At 73.2% G+C, this 16,231-nt stretch carries 16 protein-coding genes and 1 tRNA gene; 7 read left to right on the top strand and 10 right to left on the bottom strand.

Features of this window, described 5'->3' with window-relative positions; genetic code table 11:
- Nucleotides 1-23: 23 nt before the first annotated feature.
- Nucleotides 24-782 (bottom strand): hypothetical protein, encoded by a 759-nt coding sequence (locus tag AC24FB_RS10210; RefSeq protein WP_425713727.1) that lies wholly within the window; start codon nt 780-782, stop codon nt 24-26.
- Between the two features lie 89 nt (nt 783-871).
- On the opposite strand from AC24FB_RS10210, the gene AC24FB_RS10205 reads away from it, so the two are divergent.
- The 4 genes from AC24FB_RS10205 (at nt 872) to AC24FB_RS10190 (ending at nt 4,161) form a co-directional block, all read left to right on the top strand.
- Nucleotides 872-1,690 (top strand): winged helix family transcriptional regulator, encoded by an 819-nt coding sequence (locus AC24FB_RS10205; RefSeq protein WP_425713728.1) that lies wholly within the window; start codon nt 872-874, stop codon nt 1,688-1,690.
- A 286-nt stretch (nt 1,691-1,976) separates the two neighbouring features.
- On the top strand, nt 1,977-2,609 hold the full coding sequence (locus tag AC24FB_RS10200) for a hypothetical protein (protein ID WP_425713729.1): 633 nt from the start codon (nt 1,977-1,979) through the stop codon (nt 2,607-2,609).
- The gene (locus tag AC24FB_RS10195; RefSeq protein WP_425713730.1) at nt 2,606-3,622 is read left to right on the top strand and encodes an inorganic phosphate transporter; all 1,017 of its coding nucleotides are present in this window, start codon (nt 2,606-2,608) and stop codon (nt 3,620-3,622) included. Before AC24FB_RS10200 ends, AC24FB_RS10195 begins: the two co-directional genes overlap by 4 nt.
- A 101-nt stretch (nt 3,623-3,723) precedes the next feature.
- A complete protein-coding gene (locus AC24FB_RS10190) occupies nt 3,724-4,161 on the top strand; it encodes a septum formation family protein (RefSeq protein ID WP_425713731.1) in 438 nt (145 codons plus the stop codon).
- Between the two features lie 107 nt (nt 4,162-4,268).
- On the opposite strand, the gene pstB is transcribed toward AC24FB_RS10190, so the two are convergent.
- The 8 genes from pstB to AC24FB_RS10150 all read right to left on the bottom strand — a co-directional run bounded on the left by pstB (nt 4,269) and on the right by AC24FB_RS10150 (nt 14,184).
- Entirely contained in the window at nt 4,269-5,048 is a 780-nt protein-coding gene (gene pstB, locus AC24FB_RS10185; RefSeq protein ID WP_425713732.1) for a phosphate ABC transporter ATP-binding protein PstB, read from the bottom strand.
- A 99-nt stretch (nt 5,049-5,147) separates the two neighbouring features.
- Nucleotides 5,148-6,377, bottom strand: a complete 1,230-nt coding sequence (pstA, locus tag AC24FB_RS10180) for a phosphate ABC transporter permease PstA (RefSeq protein ID WP_425713733.1) — start codon at nt 6,375-6,377, stop codon at nt 5,148-5,150.
- A complete protein-coding gene (locus AC24FB_RS10175; RefSeq protein ID WP_425713734.1) occupies nt 6,374-7,501 on the bottom strand; it encodes a PstC family ABC transporter permease in 1,128 nt (375 codons plus the stop codon). The genes pstA and AC24FB_RS10175 overlap by 4 nt, the downstream gene beginning before the upstream one ends.
- A gap of 143 nt (nt 7,502-7,644) precedes the next feature.
- Nucleotides 7,645-8,898: a phosphate ABC transporter substrate-binding protein PstS gene (gene pstS / locus AC24FB_RS10170; protein ID WP_425713735.1), complete on the bottom strand. Its 1,254-nt coding sequence runs from the start codon at nt 8,896-8,898 to the stop codon at nt 7,645-7,647.
- A gap of 346 nt (nt 8,899-9,244) precedes the next feature.
- On the bottom strand, nt 9,245-10,216 hold the full coding sequence (locus AC24FB_RS10165) for an NUDIX hydrolase (protein WP_425713736.1): 972 nt from the start codon (nt 10,214-10,216) through the stop codon (nt 9,245-9,247).
- Entirely contained in the window at nt 10,213-12,540 is a 2,328-nt protein-coding gene (locus tag AC24FB_RS10160; protein ID WP_425713737.1) for an RNA degradosome polyphosphate kinase, read from the bottom strand. The genes AC24FB_RS10165 and AC24FB_RS10160 overlap by 4 nt, the downstream gene beginning before the upstream one ends.
- Nucleotides 12,541-12,583: 43 nt before the next feature.
- The gene (gene mshD / locus AC24FB_RS10155) at nt 12,584-13,495 is read right to left on the bottom strand and encodes a mycothiol synthase (protein WP_425713738.1); all 912 of its coding nucleotides are present in this window, start codon (nt 13,493-13,495) and stop codon (nt 12,584-12,586) included.
- 44 nt (nt 13,496-13,539) lie between these two features.
- The gene (locus AC24FB_RS10150) at nt 13,540-14,184 is read right to left on the bottom strand and encodes a hypothetical protein (RefSeq protein ID WP_425713739.1); all 645 of its coding nucleotides are present in this window, start codon (nt 14,182-14,184) and stop codon (nt 13,540-13,542) included.
- A 117-nt stretch (nt 14,185-14,301) separates the two neighbouring features.
- On the opposite strand from AC24FB_RS10150, the gene AC24FB_RS10145 reads away from it, so the two are divergent.
- Nucleotides 14,302-15,123, top strand: a complete 822-nt coding sequence (locus AC24FB_RS10145) for a transglutaminase-like domain-containing protein (RefSeq protein ID WP_425713740.1) — start codon at nt 14,302-14,304, stop codon at nt 15,121-15,123.
- A gap of 4 nt (nt 15,124-15,127) precedes the next feature.
- Nucleotides 15,128-15,649 (top strand): NUDIX hydrolase, encoded by a 522-nt coding sequence (locus AC24FB_RS10140; protein ID WP_425713741.1) that lies wholly within the window; start codon nt 15,128-15,130, stop codon nt 15,647-15,649.
- An 11-nt stretch (nt 15,650-15,660) separates the two neighbouring features.
- Here AC24FB_RS10140 and AC24FB_RS10135 read toward each other — a convergent pair whose 3' ends face one another.
- Nucleotides 15,661-16,059 (bottom strand): VOC family protein, encoded by a 399-nt coding sequence (locus AC24FB_RS10135; protein ID WP_425713742.1) that lies wholly within the window; start codon nt 16,057-16,059, stop codon nt 15,661-15,663.
- Nucleotides 16,060-16,150: 91 nt separating this feature from the next.
- Here AC24FB_RS10135 and AC24FB_RS10130 point away from each other — a divergent pair.
- A tRNA-Lys gene (locus tag AC24FB_RS10130) sits at nt 16,151-16,223 on the top strand.
- The last annotated feature ends 8 nt before the right edge of the window (nt 16,224-16,231 follow it).

The following is a 16,231-nucleotide window of genomic DNA, read 5'->3' as shown; positions in this document are numbered from 1 at the left end:
CGCCGGGCGGGGCGCTCCTCGACCTACGTGGTACCGAGCAGGATGACGGTGACGACCGCCCCGACGGCGAGGAGCGGGATCGTGGCGGCGGCGAGTGCCGGGCGCAGCCGCGAGGAGCTCGGCGAGCGGGCGGACGTGCGGTGCAGCGCGGCGGTGAGGACGCCGACCACGAGGCCGAGGAGGGCGCCGCGCCACCAGCCGACGTCGGGGACGAGCGCCCCGAACCCGGCGGTGACGAGGCCGCCGGCCGTGACCGCGAGGCTCGCCGCGAGCCAGGAGGTGACGGGCAGCGCGGCGCATGCCGTGCCGACCACGACGGCGAGCGCGCCGGCCGTCACCCACTGCTCGCCGCCCGGCTCGCGGGCCACGACGAACCAGCCGGTGCCGAAGGACATGAGGGCGAGGCCGAGGACGTCCCCGGCGACGGACTCGGTGAGCCGGGGCCGGCCGTCGCGCCGGACCATCTGGTGGACGAACGCGGTGGCGACAGCGCCCGCGACGAGCAGCACGACCCGGTCGAGGCCGCCGAACCACACGACGCCCGGGATGACGAGCGCCCCGCCGGAGAGGAACCAGGCGGCGCCCGAGCCGTGCGGGAGGTCGAGCAGGCGCGGGAGCCCGACCGCCAGGAGGATCGAGCACACGAGGGTGACGACCGCGACACCCGCGGGCGGCCCGAGGGAGACGGCGGCGAGGACCGCCGCGAGGACCGCGGTCAGCGCCGCGCGCAGCGACGTCCCGCGCCGCGAGGGCGGGACGGAGCGCGGGGACGGCGACGACACCGGTCGATCATCCCAGGTCCGTCCCGGTACGCCGGGAACCGGGCGCCCCCGACCCGCATAGACTGCACAGCCGGACCGAAGGAGAGCGGATGGCCGAGCTGGTGCTCCTCACCGCCGACCCGGGCGGTGCCGTCCGGGCGCTGCCCGCCCTCGCCCTGCTCCGGCACCGCGTCACCCTCGCGCCGCTGACGATGAGCGCGCTCGTGGCTCAGGACCGCGCCGACGTGCTGCTGGTCGACGGGCGCCACGACCTCGTCGGGGCCCGGGCGCTGTGCCGCACCGCCGGGGTCGGGGGGACGCTGCCGGAGGGCGTGCCGCTGCTGCTCGTCCTCGCCGAGGGCGGGTTCGCGGCCGTCTCGACCGAGTGGGGCGCCTGGGACGTGGTGCTCGAGAGCGCCGGTCCCGCCGAGGTCGAGGCCCGCCTGCGCATGCTGCTCGACCGCTCCGCCCCCGCCCGCGCGCAGGCCCTCGCGGGGTCCGGGGCGGGCACCGGCATCGGCTCCGGCCCGGGTGACGAGGCGGAGGTCATCGAGGCCGGCGATCTCGTCATCGACACGACGGCGTACACCGCCCGGGTCCGCGGCCGGGTGCTCGATCTCACCTTCCGCGAGTTCGAGCTGCTCCGGCACCTCGCCGCGCACCCCGCCCGCGTCCACACCCGCGCCCAGCTCCTCCAGGCCGTGTGGGGGTACGAGTACTACGGCGGCACGCGCACCGTGGACGTGCACGTCCGCCGGCTGCGCGCTAAGCTCGGCGCCGAGCACGACCAGCCCATCGGCACGGTGCGCAACGTCGGCTACCGGTTCGAGGTCCGAGCGGCGGGGTCCGGGGACGACCGGCCGGGCGACGACGCGGACGGCACCGGCGACGACCGACCCGCGCGCCGGGACGCGCCGGCCGGGAGCTGACGGCCGCGAGCTGACGGCAGCGATCTGACGGCCGGGACGTGACAGCCGGCGGCGCGAGGGCGTACGTTGGATCTCGACGGCGGGCCGCGAAAGCCCCGGGCTCCAACATTTGCCGCTACGAGCGGCCTTCGCGCCGACAGGCGCTCTCCGGTCCGCCGTCCCTCCTTCGCCGGTGACGTCCCCCGGCACCCCAGGACCCCGTCCGGACGGGCCCCTCGATCGCGCGCGCCCGCCTGTTAGGGTTCCCGTTCATCCGCCCGTCACGCCTCGTTCACCTGGAGTCGCCGTGCGCCTGTCGCGCCGCCCGTCCGTGGTGTCCGGGGACGGACCCAGCCTCGCGTCGAGCTCCCGCCTCATGGTCGACACGGCCATGCTGCTCGTCCGGGTCGTCGGCGCCACGACGGCTGACGTCCCCGAGCTCGACGAGCAGGTCGGCGACATCGCCCGGAGCACCGACCGGCTCGGCGAGGAGGTGACGGACCGCCTCGTCGGCGACCTCGTCCTGCCGTTCGAGCGCGGGGACCTCCATCGCGTGCTCTCGGCCCAGCGCGTCGTCGTGCGCACGCTGCTGCGGGTGTCCCGCACGCTGCTCGCCGACCGGTCCGCCCCCACGCACCACTCGGTCGTCCACGCCGCCGACGAGGTGCTGCGGGCCGCCGAGCTGGTGGGCGTCGCCACCGGGGCGCTGCGCGCGACGGGGCGGCTCGCCGACATCGCCCGCGAGACGGCCCGGGTCCGGGAGGACCTCGAGGCCTCCCTCCAGCGGGCCGTCCGCACGGCGTCGACCTCTGCCACGACCGACCGCTCCCCCGCGGCCGCCCCCCACGTCGTCCTCGCCGCGCTCGCCGACGCGGTCGCGGGCTGCGCCGACGTCGTCGTCGACATGCGGATCCTCGCGGCGGGAGCCGGCCGCCGGTGACGGACGTCCTCCTCGCGCTCGCGGTCCTGCTCGGCCTGGGGTTCACGTTCTCCGTCGGGGTCCAGGACGCCTCCAACGCCGTGGCCACCGCCGTGGCCACCCGCTCCCTCGGCCCGCGCTCGGCCACCCGGTGGGCGGCCGTCATGGTGCTCGTCGGGTCGCTCGCGGGCTGGTGGCTCCACCCGGCCCTGTCCGACCAGGCGGGCCTCGGCGTCGCCGAGCTGCCGGGCGGCGACCCCGGCCTCGCGGTCCTCGCGGTGGCGCTCGCCTGCGCGACCGGCTGGCTCGCGCTCGCGGCCCGCCTCGGCCTCCCGGTCTCGACCACGTACACGCTCGTCGGCGCCCTGGCCGGCGCGGCGGCCACGAGCGGCGCGCGCGTGGACTGGGCGCGGCTCGGCACCGGTGTCCTCGCCCCCATGGTCCTCAGCGCCGTGGCGGCGCTGGCGGTGACCTACGCGGGTACGCAGCTGGGCCGCAGGCTGGCGATGTCCACCCCCGCCGACCGGGTGGAACCGGCCGCCCGCGTCGCGCTGGCCGCCGCGACCACCGCGTCGGCGATGCTCATCGGCCTGCTCAGCAGCGCGAAGTCGGTCCTCGTGCTCGTCCTCGCCCTCACGCTCGCCGGTCGGGCCGCCGGGGAGGTGCCGGCCTGGGTCGTCGTCGCCACCGCGTGCGCCCTCGCCGCGGGGACGGCGATGGGCGGGCGCCGGATCATCGCCACCCTCGGCGACCTCATGGTCGGGCGCGCGGTCACCCGCGGGGCGTTCATCCAGGGAGCCGCGGTGACGGTGTTCGGCGTCGTCGCGCTCGCCCCCGGGCTGCCGGTCTCGACGACCCACACGATCGGGTCGGCCATGATCGGCTCGGGCCTCGTCACGCCCGGCCGCATGCAGTGGTCGACCGCCCGCCGGGTGCTCGTGGCGTGGCTCGTCACCCTCCCCGCCGTCGGGATCGTCTCCGCCCTGCTCGCCGGCATCGTCCACCAGAGCCTCACCGCGCTCCCCATGGGCTGAAGTCCCCCGGTCGAGCGGGGTTTCCGGGCCCCCGCTGGCGATATCCTTCCCAAGGCCTCACCGGCTCCGACCTCTCTCCCTTCCGGAAGGACTCCTCCCCCATGCGCGCCACCCACGCCCGCCGCGCGGCCGCCGTCGCCGCCGCCGCGCTCGCCGTCCCGTTCCTCGCCGCCTGCGGCTCGACCGTCCAGCAGTTCGAGGCCGGCCAGTGCCTCGACATGTCCGACGCGACCGGCGGCCAGGTCTCCGAGATCCCGGAGGTCGACTGCGAGGACGAGCACACCGGCGAGGTCTACCTCGTCCACACCTTCGACGGCGACGAGTTCCCGGGCCAGACCGAGGTCGGCACCGAGCTCGAGACCGCCTGCGCGGACGCGTTCGAGGGCTACGTCGGGACCGACTACGCCTCGAGCCAGTACATGGTCCAGCTCCTCACGCCCACCCAGGAGACGTGGGACGAGGCGGACGACCGCGACGGCATCTGCATCCTCTCGACCAGCTCGCCGACGACCGGCTCCGCCGAGGGCTCGGCCAGCTGATCCCCGCCGGTCGGCGCGTACCCCCGACCGGCCCCCGCACAGCCGCGAACGGCGCCGCACCCTGCGAGGGTGCGGCGCCGTTCGTCGTCGTGCGTGGTGGTGCGAGGTCAGCCGAAGCGGCCGGAGACGTAGTCCGAGGTCTGCTGGTTGGCCGGGTTCTGGAAGATCGTCTCGGTGACGTCGTACTCGATGAGCCGACCGGGCTTGCCGGTGCCCTGGATGTTGAAGAATCCCGTCTTGTCCGACACGCGCGCCGCCTGCTGCATGTTGTGCGTGACGATGACGATCGTGTAGTTCTCCTTCAGCTCGGCGATGAGGTCCTCGATCGCGAGCGTGGAGATGGGGTCGAGCGCCGAGCAGGGCTCGTCCATGAGGACGACGTCGGGCTTGACGGCGATCGCGCGGGCGATGCACAGGCGCTGCTGCTGACCGCCCGAGAGGGACGAGCCGGGCCGCGCGAGGCGATCCTTGACCTCGTTCCACAGGTTCGCGCCGCGCAGGGAGCGCTCGACGAGCGCCTCGGCGTCGGAGCGGCTGATGCGCCGGTTGTTGAGGCGCACGCCGGCGAGCACGTTCTCCGCGATCGACATCGTGGGGAACGGGTTGGGGCGCTGGAAGACCATGCCGACCATGCCGCGGACGTCCACGGGGTCGACGCCGGGGGCGTAGAGGTTCTGGCCGTCGACGTTCACCTCGCCGTCGACGTACGCGCCGGGGATGACCTCGTGCATGCGGTTGAGCGTGCGGAGGAACGTCGACTTGCCGCAGCCGGACGGGCCGATGAGGGCCGTGACCGAGCGGGGCTCGATGGTGACGGTGACGTCCTCGACCGCCTTGAAGGAGCCGTAGTAGATGTTGAGGTCCTTGACCTCGATGCGCTTGGACACTCGGTCAGATCCTTCCGTTCAGGGCCGGCCGGTGGCCGAGGGGGACGGTGGCGGTGCGGGAGGCCGTACGGGTGGTCGGTGCGTGCGTCATGCCGGCGCTCACCGCTCGCCCTTCGGCGCGAACATCGCCGCCACGAAGCGGGCGATGAGGTTGAAGACGAGGACGATGAAGATGAGGACGAGCGCGCCGCCCCAGGATGCCTCGAAGTTGCCGGTGCGGAACGTGTTGTAGACGTACACCGGCAGCGTCATCATGTAGTTGTCGAACGGGTTGTAGTTGAACACGTCGGTCGACATGGCGGTGATCATCAGCGGGGCCGACTCACCGATGACGCGGGCGACGGCGATGACGACACCCGAGATGATGCCCGCGACCGAGGTGCGCAGGACGACCTTGACGATCGTCAGCCACTTCGGCACGCCGAGCGCGTAGGAGGCCTCGCGCAGCTCGTTGGGCACGAGCCGCAGCATCTCCTCGGTGTTGCGCACGACGATGGGGGTCATGAGGACGATGAGCGCGACCGCACCCATCGCGCCGGAGCGGTAGGCCGGCGCGCTGTCGAACCCGAGCTGGCCCATGACCATCGTCAGCATCGCGACGGCGAACAGACCGGCGACGATCGAGGGGATGCCCGTCATGATGTCGACGAGGAAGGTGACGGCGCGGGCGAAGGGGCCCTTGCCGTACTCGACGAGGTAGATCGCCGTGAAGATGCCGAGCGGGATGGCGACGAGCGCCGTGAGCAGCGTGACGTAGAGCGTGCCGATGATCGCGTGCCCGAGGCCGGTCTCGACGTCCGCGACGGACGCGCCGACGTTGTTGTGCGTGAGGAAGCTCCACGAGATCGCCGCGATGCCCTGCTGGATGGAGGTCCACAGGAGGGAGACGAGCGGGAGGAGCGCGACCAGGAACGCGCCGCCGATGATCGTGGTGGCCACCCGGTCGCCGCCGTAGCGACGTCCCTCGTAGAGGTAGGCCACGAGGATCATGACGACGATGTAGGTGACGACGGCGTAGAGCCCGATGGTCAGGAGCGGCAGCGAGTACTGCGACTCGCGCTCCGGGTCCGACCAGGTCTCGACCGCCGGCCCGAAGGTCTCGGTGCGCATGCCGAAGAAGATGCCGACGGCCAGCGCGAAGGCGATGACGACCCACTGCACCCACCCGGGCAGGCGGCGGCCGTGGCTCGTGATGGACGGCGCCCCGTGGGCGCGCGTCGGCGGGCCGTCGCCGACCCGCTTGCCCAGCGCCGCACCGGCGTTGGTCGTCAGCTGGTCGTTCGCGGCGGTCTCCCGCCCGACGTGGCCGGTGGGGTCGGTGTCGCTCATGCGTTGGCTCCCGAGAACTCGGCGTACCGGGCGACGATGGCCCGGGAGATGTAGTTGACGACGAAGGTGAGGATGAACAGCATCAGGCCGATCGCGATGAGGACGTCCTGGCCGGCGACCGGGTCACCGGTGGCGTGCGCCTCGGGGAACGACAGCGCGATCTGCGAGGCGATCGTCGCGTGCTGCCCCGGGGACATGAGCCAGAAGTTCACCGCGAGGCCGGGCGAGAGGACCATGAGGAGGGCCATCGTCTCGCCGAGGGCGCGCCCGAGGCCGAGCATCGACGCGGACACCATGCCGGAGCGGCCGAAGGGCAGCACCGTCTGCTTGATCATCTCCCAGCGGGTGGCGCCCAGCGCGAGCGAGGCCTCCTCCTGCAGGCGCGGGGTCTGCAGGAAGACCTCGCGGCACAGGGACGTGATGATCGGCAGGATCATGATGGCGAGGATGAGCCCGCCCATGAGGATGTTGCGGGCCGGCGGGGTGAAGTCGAAGAGGAACGGCGAGATCGGCCACCACTCGAAGTTCTCCGCCATGTAGCTGAAGCCCGGCAGGCCGCCGTACCACTGCTCGGGGTCCTGGCCGAGCTCGGAGTCGCCCCAGTTGCCGGCGATCCACTCGAGCACGGGCGTGAAGGTCTCGGAGACCCACGTGAACGCGGGGCGCAGGAGCGGTTCGAGCAGGCGCATGCCCCACAGGCCGAAGACGACCGAGGGGATGGCGGCGAGCAGGTCGATGACGTACCCGAGCGCGGAGGACATGCGGCGCGGCGCGTAGTGCGAGATGAACAGCGAGATCGCGATCGCGAACGGGACGGCGATGATCAGCGCGATGATCGACGCGAGCAGCGTGCCGAAGATCGTGATCCCGGCGTAGGCCCAGAAGCCGTTGCCGCTGGTGAACGGCGCGGCGGCGGCCACGTCCTCCGAGCTGGAGGTCAGCGCGGGGATCGACTGCAGGAGCAGGAACAGCGCGACGGCGCCGAGGACCGCGATGATGACGGCGCCCGCGGCGAACGAGAGTCCGTTGAAGACCCGGTCGCCGGTGCGGACCTTGCCTCCGTCGACCCGCTTGGACGGTGGGCGTTCAGCTGGCGGTGCGGAGGTGGTGACAGCTTCAGACACGGGGTGGCTCCAGTCGCCGTGGCGGTGGGGTGGGCCGGCCGCGCCGGGCCGGGGTGGACCCGACGAGCCCGAGGGGATGTCGGTGAGCGCGTCGACGGTCCGGCCCCGCTCGGGGCCGGACCGTCGACGTGGTCAGGCGTGGGTCAGCCGGCCGAGATCTGCTCGATCACGGTGTTGACCTGGCCACGCAGGTTGTCCGAGATCGGGGCGACACCGAACTCCTCGGCGGCCGACTGGCCCTCCGCGGAGGCGATGTAGGCGAGGAAGCCCTGGACGTTGGCGGCCTCGGCCTCGTCCTCGTACACCGAGCAGGCGGCGTGGTACGAGATGAGGACGATCGGGTACGCGTCGGGGATCGAGCCGTCGCGCTGCAGGTTGATCGTCAGCTGCGTCTCGGTGGCGCCCTCCGCGGGCTCCGAGCCGTCGACGATGGCCGCGGCGGCCTCGGCCGAGTACTCGACGAAGTTGCCGTCGCCGAGGCCGATCGCGGCGGTGCCGAGGTCACCGATCTGCGAGGCGTCGGCGTACGTGACGGCGCCCTCGGTGCCGGTGACGAGCTGGACGACGCCCGAGGTGGCCTGGGCCGACTGCGTGCCGTCGATCGGCCACACGTCGGACGGCTCGTGCTCCCAGCCCGAGCCCGACTCCTGCAGCCACTGCTGGAAGTTCTCCGTGGTACCGGAGTCGTCCGAGCGGTTGACCGGGATGACCGGGAGCGCGGGGAGGTCGGCGTCGGGGTTGTCCGCCGCGATCTCCTCGGCGTCCCAGGAGGTGATGTCGCCGTTGAAGATGCCGGCGACGGTCTCCGGGGTGAGGTTGAGGGTGTCGACGCCCGGGAGGTTGAACGCGACGGCGATCGGCGACACGTAGGTCGGCAGCTCGACGATCGGGTTCCCACCGCAACGCTCCTCGGCGGCGGCGAGCTCGTCGCCCTCGAAGTAGGAGTCGGTGCCGATGAAGGAGACCTGGCCACCGACGAACTGCTCGCGGCCGGTGCCGGAGCCCGTGGCGTTGTAGTTGACGGTGACGTCCGACTCCTGGCCGAACTGGTCACGCCACGCCTGCATGGCGGTCTCCTGCGAGGAGGCGCCCGAGCCGTTGAGCGTGCCGGACAGCGAGGCGTAGTCGATGCCGAGGTCCTGCGGGCCGGACGCACCGGCGTCGCCACCCTCGGACTCGGACTCGGAGGGCGACTCCTCGGACTCGGACTCCGAGGGGGCCTCCTCGGGCTCCGACTCGGTGTCCTCCTCCTCGGAGGACTCCTCCTCGGAGGTCTCCTCCTCCGAGGTCTCCTCCTCGGTCGACTCGGCGTCGTCGCCGCCACAGGCGGCAAGGGTCATGGCGACAGCGCCGACGGCGGCCAGGCCGGCCAGACGGCGGGAACCAGCAAGCTTCACGGTATTTCCATCCTCTACAAGTGGAGTCCGGTTCGGGAAAGCCCGACCACGTGGGGACGTTAGGCACCGCGGGTGTACGGACATCACGTCGTAAGTGAACAATCGGTGAACTCGACCAGTCACCTCAGTCACAGATTGACCACGGGCCACGGCTTGACCAGGATTTTTCGGACGCATGACGGTGGGATCAGACAGTCCCGGTCTACCGGGCCACAGCCGCGCCGACCTGGGCGGACGCCGTTCTGGAGGGGAGCCGGTGGGTGGTGGTTCGTCGTCGTCGGGGGCCGTTCCCGGCCCGGGGACACCCCCGCGCGCACGGGCGATCATCCGGAGGGTGAGTCTGCGCTCATTCGTCCTCGACGGCGCGGACCCGCTCGACGGCGACGACGACGGGGCCGTGCCGCGCCCGGCGCGCGCAGTGCACGACCAGCATCTCGCCGGTCCGCAGGAAGGGGTCCTTGTCCGGGACCGTGCGGCGCAGGGCGTGGGGCGCCCGGTCGAGCAGCGTGGCGACCACCGTGGGCAGCACGGGGCGGTGCGTGCAGATCGCCGTGGGCCGGGTGGGGCGGCTGAGCGCGGCCGCCACGAGGTCGCGGACGGGGCGCTTCCGGCGCTCGTGGGCGGCCTCGGTCAGCTCCTCGTGGAGGTCGACCTCGATGCCGCCGCGCTCCGCGTACGAGGCGAGGGTCGCCCGGCAGCGCTCCCACGGCGAGCTGACGAGCTGCTCGACCCCGTAGGCCGAGAACAGCGACCCCATGCCGACCGCCTGGACCGCGCCGCCCACCGTGAGCGGCCGGGTCGCCTCGGAGCCCTTCCACGACTTCCGCGCCCGCGCGCGGGCGTGCCGCACGAGGAGGACCGTCCAGGTGTCGAGGCGGGAGTCCTTCCACTGGTCGACGAGGCGGCCGAGGACCTCGCGGTCGCGGTCGTGCGCGAGGGCCTTCTCGGCGTCGCGCACGGACATCCACCGCGTCTCGTCGATCTCGTCGGCGGACGCCGCCGACGGGACGCGGCGCACCCGGGACCAGGCGCCGTCGGGCGTCGCCGCGCTGCTCGCCCAGTAGCTGACGTGCTTCCGGCGCCCGTCCCGCAGCCGGTAGCGCACGACCCCGAGGGGCTGGCCGACGACGACGAGCTCGCCGGTCTCCTCTGCCACCTCGCGGACGGCGCACTCCTGGAGGGTCTCGTGCGGGTCGAGGTGGCCCTTGGGGAAGCCCCACTCGTCGTACCGCGGCGAGTGGACGAGGAGGACCTCGAGCCGCCGGCCCTCCTCGCGCCAGACGACCAGGCCGGCGGCCCGGACGTTCCCCCGGCTCACCTCGAGCTCGCGACCCGCCGTCGCGCCTGGCGCATGTGGTGCTGCTGGACGTCGCGCAGGCGGTTGCCGTCGGCGTCGTGCGTGACCCTGGTCCAGCCGTCGGGGCCGAGGCGCCACGAGGACGTCTCGTCCGAGGCGGCGAGGTCGACGAGCTCGACGAGGCGCTCGCGCTGGCCGGGGTCGACGATGCGGATGAGGGCCTCGACGCGGCGGTCGAGGTTGCGGTGCATGAGGTCCGCGGAGCCGATCCACACCTGCGGGTCGCCGTCGTTCGCGAAGGCGAAGATCCGGGAGTGCTCGAGGAAGCGACCGAGGATCGAGCGGACCCGGAGGTTGGCGCCGGTGCCCGGCAGGCCGACCTTGATGGCGCAGATGCCGCGGACCACGACGTCGACCGGGACGCCCGCGCGGCTCGCCCGGTACAGGCCGTCGATGAGGCGCTCGTCGACGATCGAGTTGACCTTGATCTTGATCCACGCGGGGCGGCCCGCCTCGTGGTGGGCGATCTCCTTCTCGATGCCCTCGAGCAGGCCGGGGCGGATGTCGCGCGGGGCCACGAGCAGGCGGTGGTAGCTCGTGCTCGGCGCGTAGCCGGAGAGCTGGTTGAACAGGCGCGTGAGGTCCTGGCCGACGTCGCGGTGGCACGTGAACATCCCGATGTCCTCGTAGCCGCGGGCCGTCTTCGGGTGGTAGTTGCCGGTGCCCACGTGGCAGTAGCGGCGCAGCCCGTCCGCCTCCTGGCGCACGACCATCGACAGCTTGCAGTGCGTCTTGAGGCCGACGATCCCGTAGACGACGTGGACGCCCGACTCCTCGAGCTTGCGCGCCCACTCGATGTTCGCCTGCTCGTCGAACCGGGCCTTGATCTCGACGATCGCGAGGACCTGCTTGCCGGCCTCGGCGGCGGCGATGAGGGCGTCGACGATCGGCGAGTCGCCCGAGGTGCGGTACAGCGTCTGCTTGATGGCGAGGACCTTCGGGTCCTTCGCGGCCTGCTGGAGGAACTGCTGGACCGACGTGGAGAACGAGTCGTAGGGGTGGTGCAGGAGGACGTCGCGCTCGCGGATGGCGGCGAAGATGTCGGTCGGGTTCGCCGACTCGACCTTCGCCAGGCCCGCCGCCGTGACCGGCACGTACTTGGGATACTTGAGGTGCGGGCGGTCGAGGTCGTGGATGACGTTGAGGCCCGTGAGGTCGAGCGGCGCGGGCAGGCGGTAGATCTCCTGCTCGCCGACGCCGAGCTCGCGCGCGAGCAGGTCGAGCACCCGCTCGGAGATGTGCTCCTCGACCTCGAGGCGGACGGCCGGGCCGAAGCGCCGGCGGGAGAGCTCCTTCTCGAGGGCCTGGAGCAGGTTCTCGGCGTCGTCCTCCTCGACCTCGAGGTCCTCGTTGCGGGTGACGCGGAACGTGTGGTGCTCGACGATCTCCATGCCCGGGAACAGGGCGTCGAGGTGCTGCCCGATGATCTCCTCGAGCGGGACGTAGGAGGTGCGGCCGCCCGCGTCCTCCGGCACGTCCTCCGGGCGGTAGGGGCGGCCCTCGGCGTCGACGGCGATGAACCGCGGCAGCAGCGCCGGCACCTTGACGCGGGCGAAGTGCTCCATCCCCGTCTCGGGGTTGCGCACGAGGACCGCGAGGTTGAGCGAGAGGCCCGAGATGTAGGGGAAGGGGTGCGCCGGGTCGACCGCGAGCGGCGTGAGCACCGGGAAGATCTGGGTGCGGAAGAACTTGTGCAGGCGCTCCTTCTCGCTGTCCGCGAGCTCGCCCCAGTGGAGGATGTCGATGCCCTCCTCGGCGAGCTTGGGCTGCACGTCGTCGAGGAAGACCTTCGCGTGGCGGGACATCAGCTCCTGCGCGCCGGCCCCGATGCGCTCGAGAACCTGCCGCGGGCTCAGGCCGGATGCGCCCGGCACCGCGAGGCCCGTGCTGATCCGGCGCTTGAGGCCGGCGACGCGGACCATGAAGTACTCGTCGAGGTTGGAGGCGAAGATGCCGAGGAACCACGCGCGCTCGAGGATCGGGAGGCTCTGGTCCTCCGCCTGCTCGAGCACCCGCTGGTTGAAGGCGAGCCAGCTGATCTCGCGGTCGGCGAAGCGGTCGTCCGGCAGGTCGCCGTCCGCCGTCGCGGGCTCCTCGTCCTCGGGGTCCGCGGGGCTGCCCTGGATGACGAAGGTCGGCGGACCGTCGGTGGCGGAGTCGCCCGGGCCGCCCTGGGCGCCCTCGCCGGTCAGCTGCCGCGCGACCCGCGCCTCGACGTCCTCGCGGTCCTCGTGCAGGTCGGGGGTGTGCTCGTCGGTGCCGTGCGGCGCGGAGGAGGAGCTCATGGCGCCATCCAACCACCTCGCGGTCAGGTGGCGCTGCGGAGGGTCAGGCGTACTGGCTGTGCCGCTCGACGACCGCGAAGCCCTGCCGCTCGTAGGTCGCGAGCGCCGGCGCGTTGTCCCCCTCGACGTAGAGGTCGACCGAGCTCCGCCCGCGCGCGGCCACCTCCGCCAGGCCGCGGGCCGTGAGGTCGCGGCCGAGTCCGCGGCCCTGCGCCGACGGGTCGACGCCGAGGACGTACAGCTCCGCCTCGCCCGGATCGCCCGGCTTCATCCAGATGAAACCGAGCGGATCGGGGGCGCGGGGTCCGTCGTCGTCGGCCGCCTCGTCGTACGCGAGGAGGAGCAGCTCGGGGTCGAACCACGGCTGCGCGAGACGCTCGTCGAGGTCGGCGCGCGTCATCCGCCCCTGCTCGGGGTGGGTCGCGAACGCCCGCGCGTTGACCCGCAGCCAGGGCTCGGCGTGCGCATCGACGTCGAAGGTCTCGATCCGGGTCCCGGCCGGCGGCTGTGGCGCGTCGTCGGTGCGGACCTGGGCCCCCATCCGCAGGAGCTCGCGCACGCGCGTGAGGCCGAGCGAGCCCGCGAGCGCCTGGGCGCCGGGGAGGTCGCCGTGCGCCCAGACGGCGAGGCCCGCGTCGGTACCGGACGTCCCCTCCACCGAGACGTCGCCGCCGATCTCACGCGCCGCGACCAGCAGCTGCCGGCCGAGTCCGCGCCGCCGGGCGGCGGGGGCCACGACCAGCTCGCCCGAGCCGTCGGCGACCTGGGCGTAGCCGAGCAGCGCGCCGTCCTCGTCCTCGAGCAGCAGGTGCGTGGCCGCGCGGGCGGAGTCGGGGGCGAGCCGGAGGAGGGTCTGCTCGTCGAGGGGGCCCACCCCGTCGGCGGCCTTGGCCTCGGCGGCGAGTGCTCGGACGGCGTCGGCCTCGTCGGCGCTCAGGCGGTCGGCGGTGCGCATGGGTGGATCTCCCGTTCGGTCGGGCACGTGCTGGTGGGCGGGGCTCAGTCGAGCTGGCCGCTGCCGTGCAGGGTGGCGGCGGCCTCGAGGTCCTCCGCAGTGCCGAGCAGCCCGCCGGCGCGGCGGGTGATCTCGAACGCGAGGTCGGCGCCGTCGCCCTCGGACTCCTCGTGGTCCGCGTGCAGCGCGGACCCGGTCGCGAGCACGCGGAGGAACGCGGCCGCGCGGTCGAGCGCGACGGCGAGGTCACCGGCGTAGACGCCGGAGAGGACCTGGTCGACCACGCCGACGACCTCGTCGGGACCGTTGGGCGCAGCCACGCCGGCGACGGCGCCGGCCACCTCGGCGCGGGTGAGCCCCTCGCGGTAGCGGGCGGCCACGGTGGCCGGGTCGCGGCGCACCCACTCGCGCAGCAGGTAGAGCCGCCACAGCGCGCCGGGCAGCGTGGCGGCGGGGCTGCGCGACCAGAGCTCGGCGATCGTGTCGAGGCCCTCGGAGTCGACGAGGGTGACGAGCCGGTCGAGCAGGTCGGGGTCGGTCCCGGAGTCGCGGCGGCCGCCGTCGACGATGAGGCGCGCGGTCGTGTGCGCGAGCTCGGACCGGGTGGCCGGGTCCTCGTCGCCCTCGATGCCCTCCGCCACGGCGGGGTCGAGCATCGCGGGCCGGCGGGGTCGTCGTGGTTCGTTCATGTCGACCTCCTTCGGCGTGCCCGGCGGACGGCCGGGCGGCGTCCGCCATTGTCGCGCATCTCGTCGCCGGAGGCCTCCGGGTCGAGCGCTCGTGCGGTGGCACCTACGCTGGCGAGCGTGCAGCGTTCCGTCACCGCCAGCCTCCAGATGACCACCCGCCGCGGCGCGACCCGCCTCGCCTTCCTCGTCTCGGTGGCCCGCCAGCCGGGCCTGACGATCGACGAGCGGCTCGTCTGCCGGCTCGGGGAGAGCGAGGTCGACCTCGTCGAGTTCGTCGGCCGGCACGGCACCGTCACCCACGTCCTCGACCTGCCGGACGACACCGAGCTCGGCACGCCGCTCACGCTCGACTACGAGGCGCAGGTCGGCGGGGACGGGGACCTCGGCGACATGGACGAGCCGGCCGAGCTGCTCGAGTTCCTGCGCCCCTCGAGGTACGCCGAGTCCGACCGCCTCTTCCGGTTCGCGCGCTCGCAGTTCGCCGGGCTGACGGGCCTCGAGCTCGTCCGTGCCGTCGAGTCGTGGGTGAACACGTCGCTCGCCTACGTCCGGGACTCCTCTCGGCCGACCGACGGCGCGGTCGAGACGATGCTCGCCCGCCAGGGGGTGTGCCGGGACTACGCGCACCTCGTCGTCGCCCTCCTGCGCGCGATGGACGTGCCCGCCCGCGTGACCTCGGTGTACGCGCCCGGGCTCTCCCCGATGGACTTCCACGCCGTGGCCGAGGCGTGGCACGAGAACCGCTGGCACGCGATCGACGCGACGCGTCTCGCGCCCCGCCGGCCCCTCCTGCGCATCTCGACCGGCCGCGACGCCGCCGACAACGCCTTCCTCTCCTCCTACGGCGGCGGGATCAACTTCCGGACGTTGCAGGTCACGGCCACGATCGACGGCGACCTGCCCGCCGACGACCACGCCGACCCCGTCCAGATCGCCTGACACCGTGCCGACCCCCGACTTCATCCTCGAGCTCCGCGAGCACGTGGGGCACGCCCTGCTGTGGATGACGGGCGCCTCCGCGGTGGTCGTCCGGGAGGACCCCACCTCCCCCGCGCAGCACCAGGTCCTGCTCGTGCGGCGCGCGGACAACGGCAGGTGGACTCCGGTGTCCGGGATCGTCGACCCGGGCGAGCAGGTGGCGGACACGGCCGTGCGCGAGGTGCTCGAGGAGACCGGCGTGCGGGCGCGGGCGGACCGGCTCGTGCACGTGAGCACCTCGGGGCCGATGACGTACCCGAACGGCGACGTCGCGCAGTACGTCACCCTCGCCTTCCGCTGCTCGTGGGTCTCCGGCGAGCCCTACCCCGCCGACGAGGAGAACACCGAGGCCCGGTGGTTCGACCTGACGGACCTGCCGGAGATGACGGACGACATGCGCGAGCGCATCGACGCCGCGCTCGACCCCGACGCCCCCGCGCGGTTCACGGGCGGACAGCCGCCGGCCGAAGAGCCGCCGGCCGGCTGAGTCGGTCGACGTCAGTGCCGGCCGGCCCAGTGCGGGCTGTGCATGAGGCCGAGCATGTTGCCGAACGGGTCGATCACCGACGCGGTGACGAATCCTTCCCCGCGCTCGGTCAACGACTCGGCGGGGGTGGCGCCGCGCGCGAGGAGGTCGGCGAGCGTGGTCGCGACGTCGTCGACGTGCCAGTACGTGGTCGACGTCCCCGGGCCCGCCGCGCCCGGCAGGTAGCTGCGGTCCATGAGGCCGAGCTCGTCCTCGTCCGGTCCGACCCGGAACTCGACGTAGGCCGCGGGGCCGGTCTCCGGGCGCCGGAAGTAGGGCTCGGCGCCCAGGACGTCGGCGTACCAGCGCGCGGCGGCGTCGACGTCGTCGGCGGTGAGGACCATCGTGGTCAGTCCGTGCAGCGTGCTCATCAGGGTGCCCTCTCGGTGGGTGGGTGGTCGGTGGTTCGTCGTCGTCGGGATTCACGCGTCGCTCCGATCCCGACGTAACCTGTGCGCTCGCGGGCCTCTAGCTCAATCGGTAGAGCAACGGACTTTTAATCCGTGGGTTGTGGGTTCGAGCCCCACGGGGCCTACTCGGCCT

It is taken from the genome of Georgenia sp. Z1344 (assembly GCF_057652375.1).
Note: the sequence above shows the minus strand (reverse complement) of the source record. Positions and strands in the feature narration are given on the sequence as shown.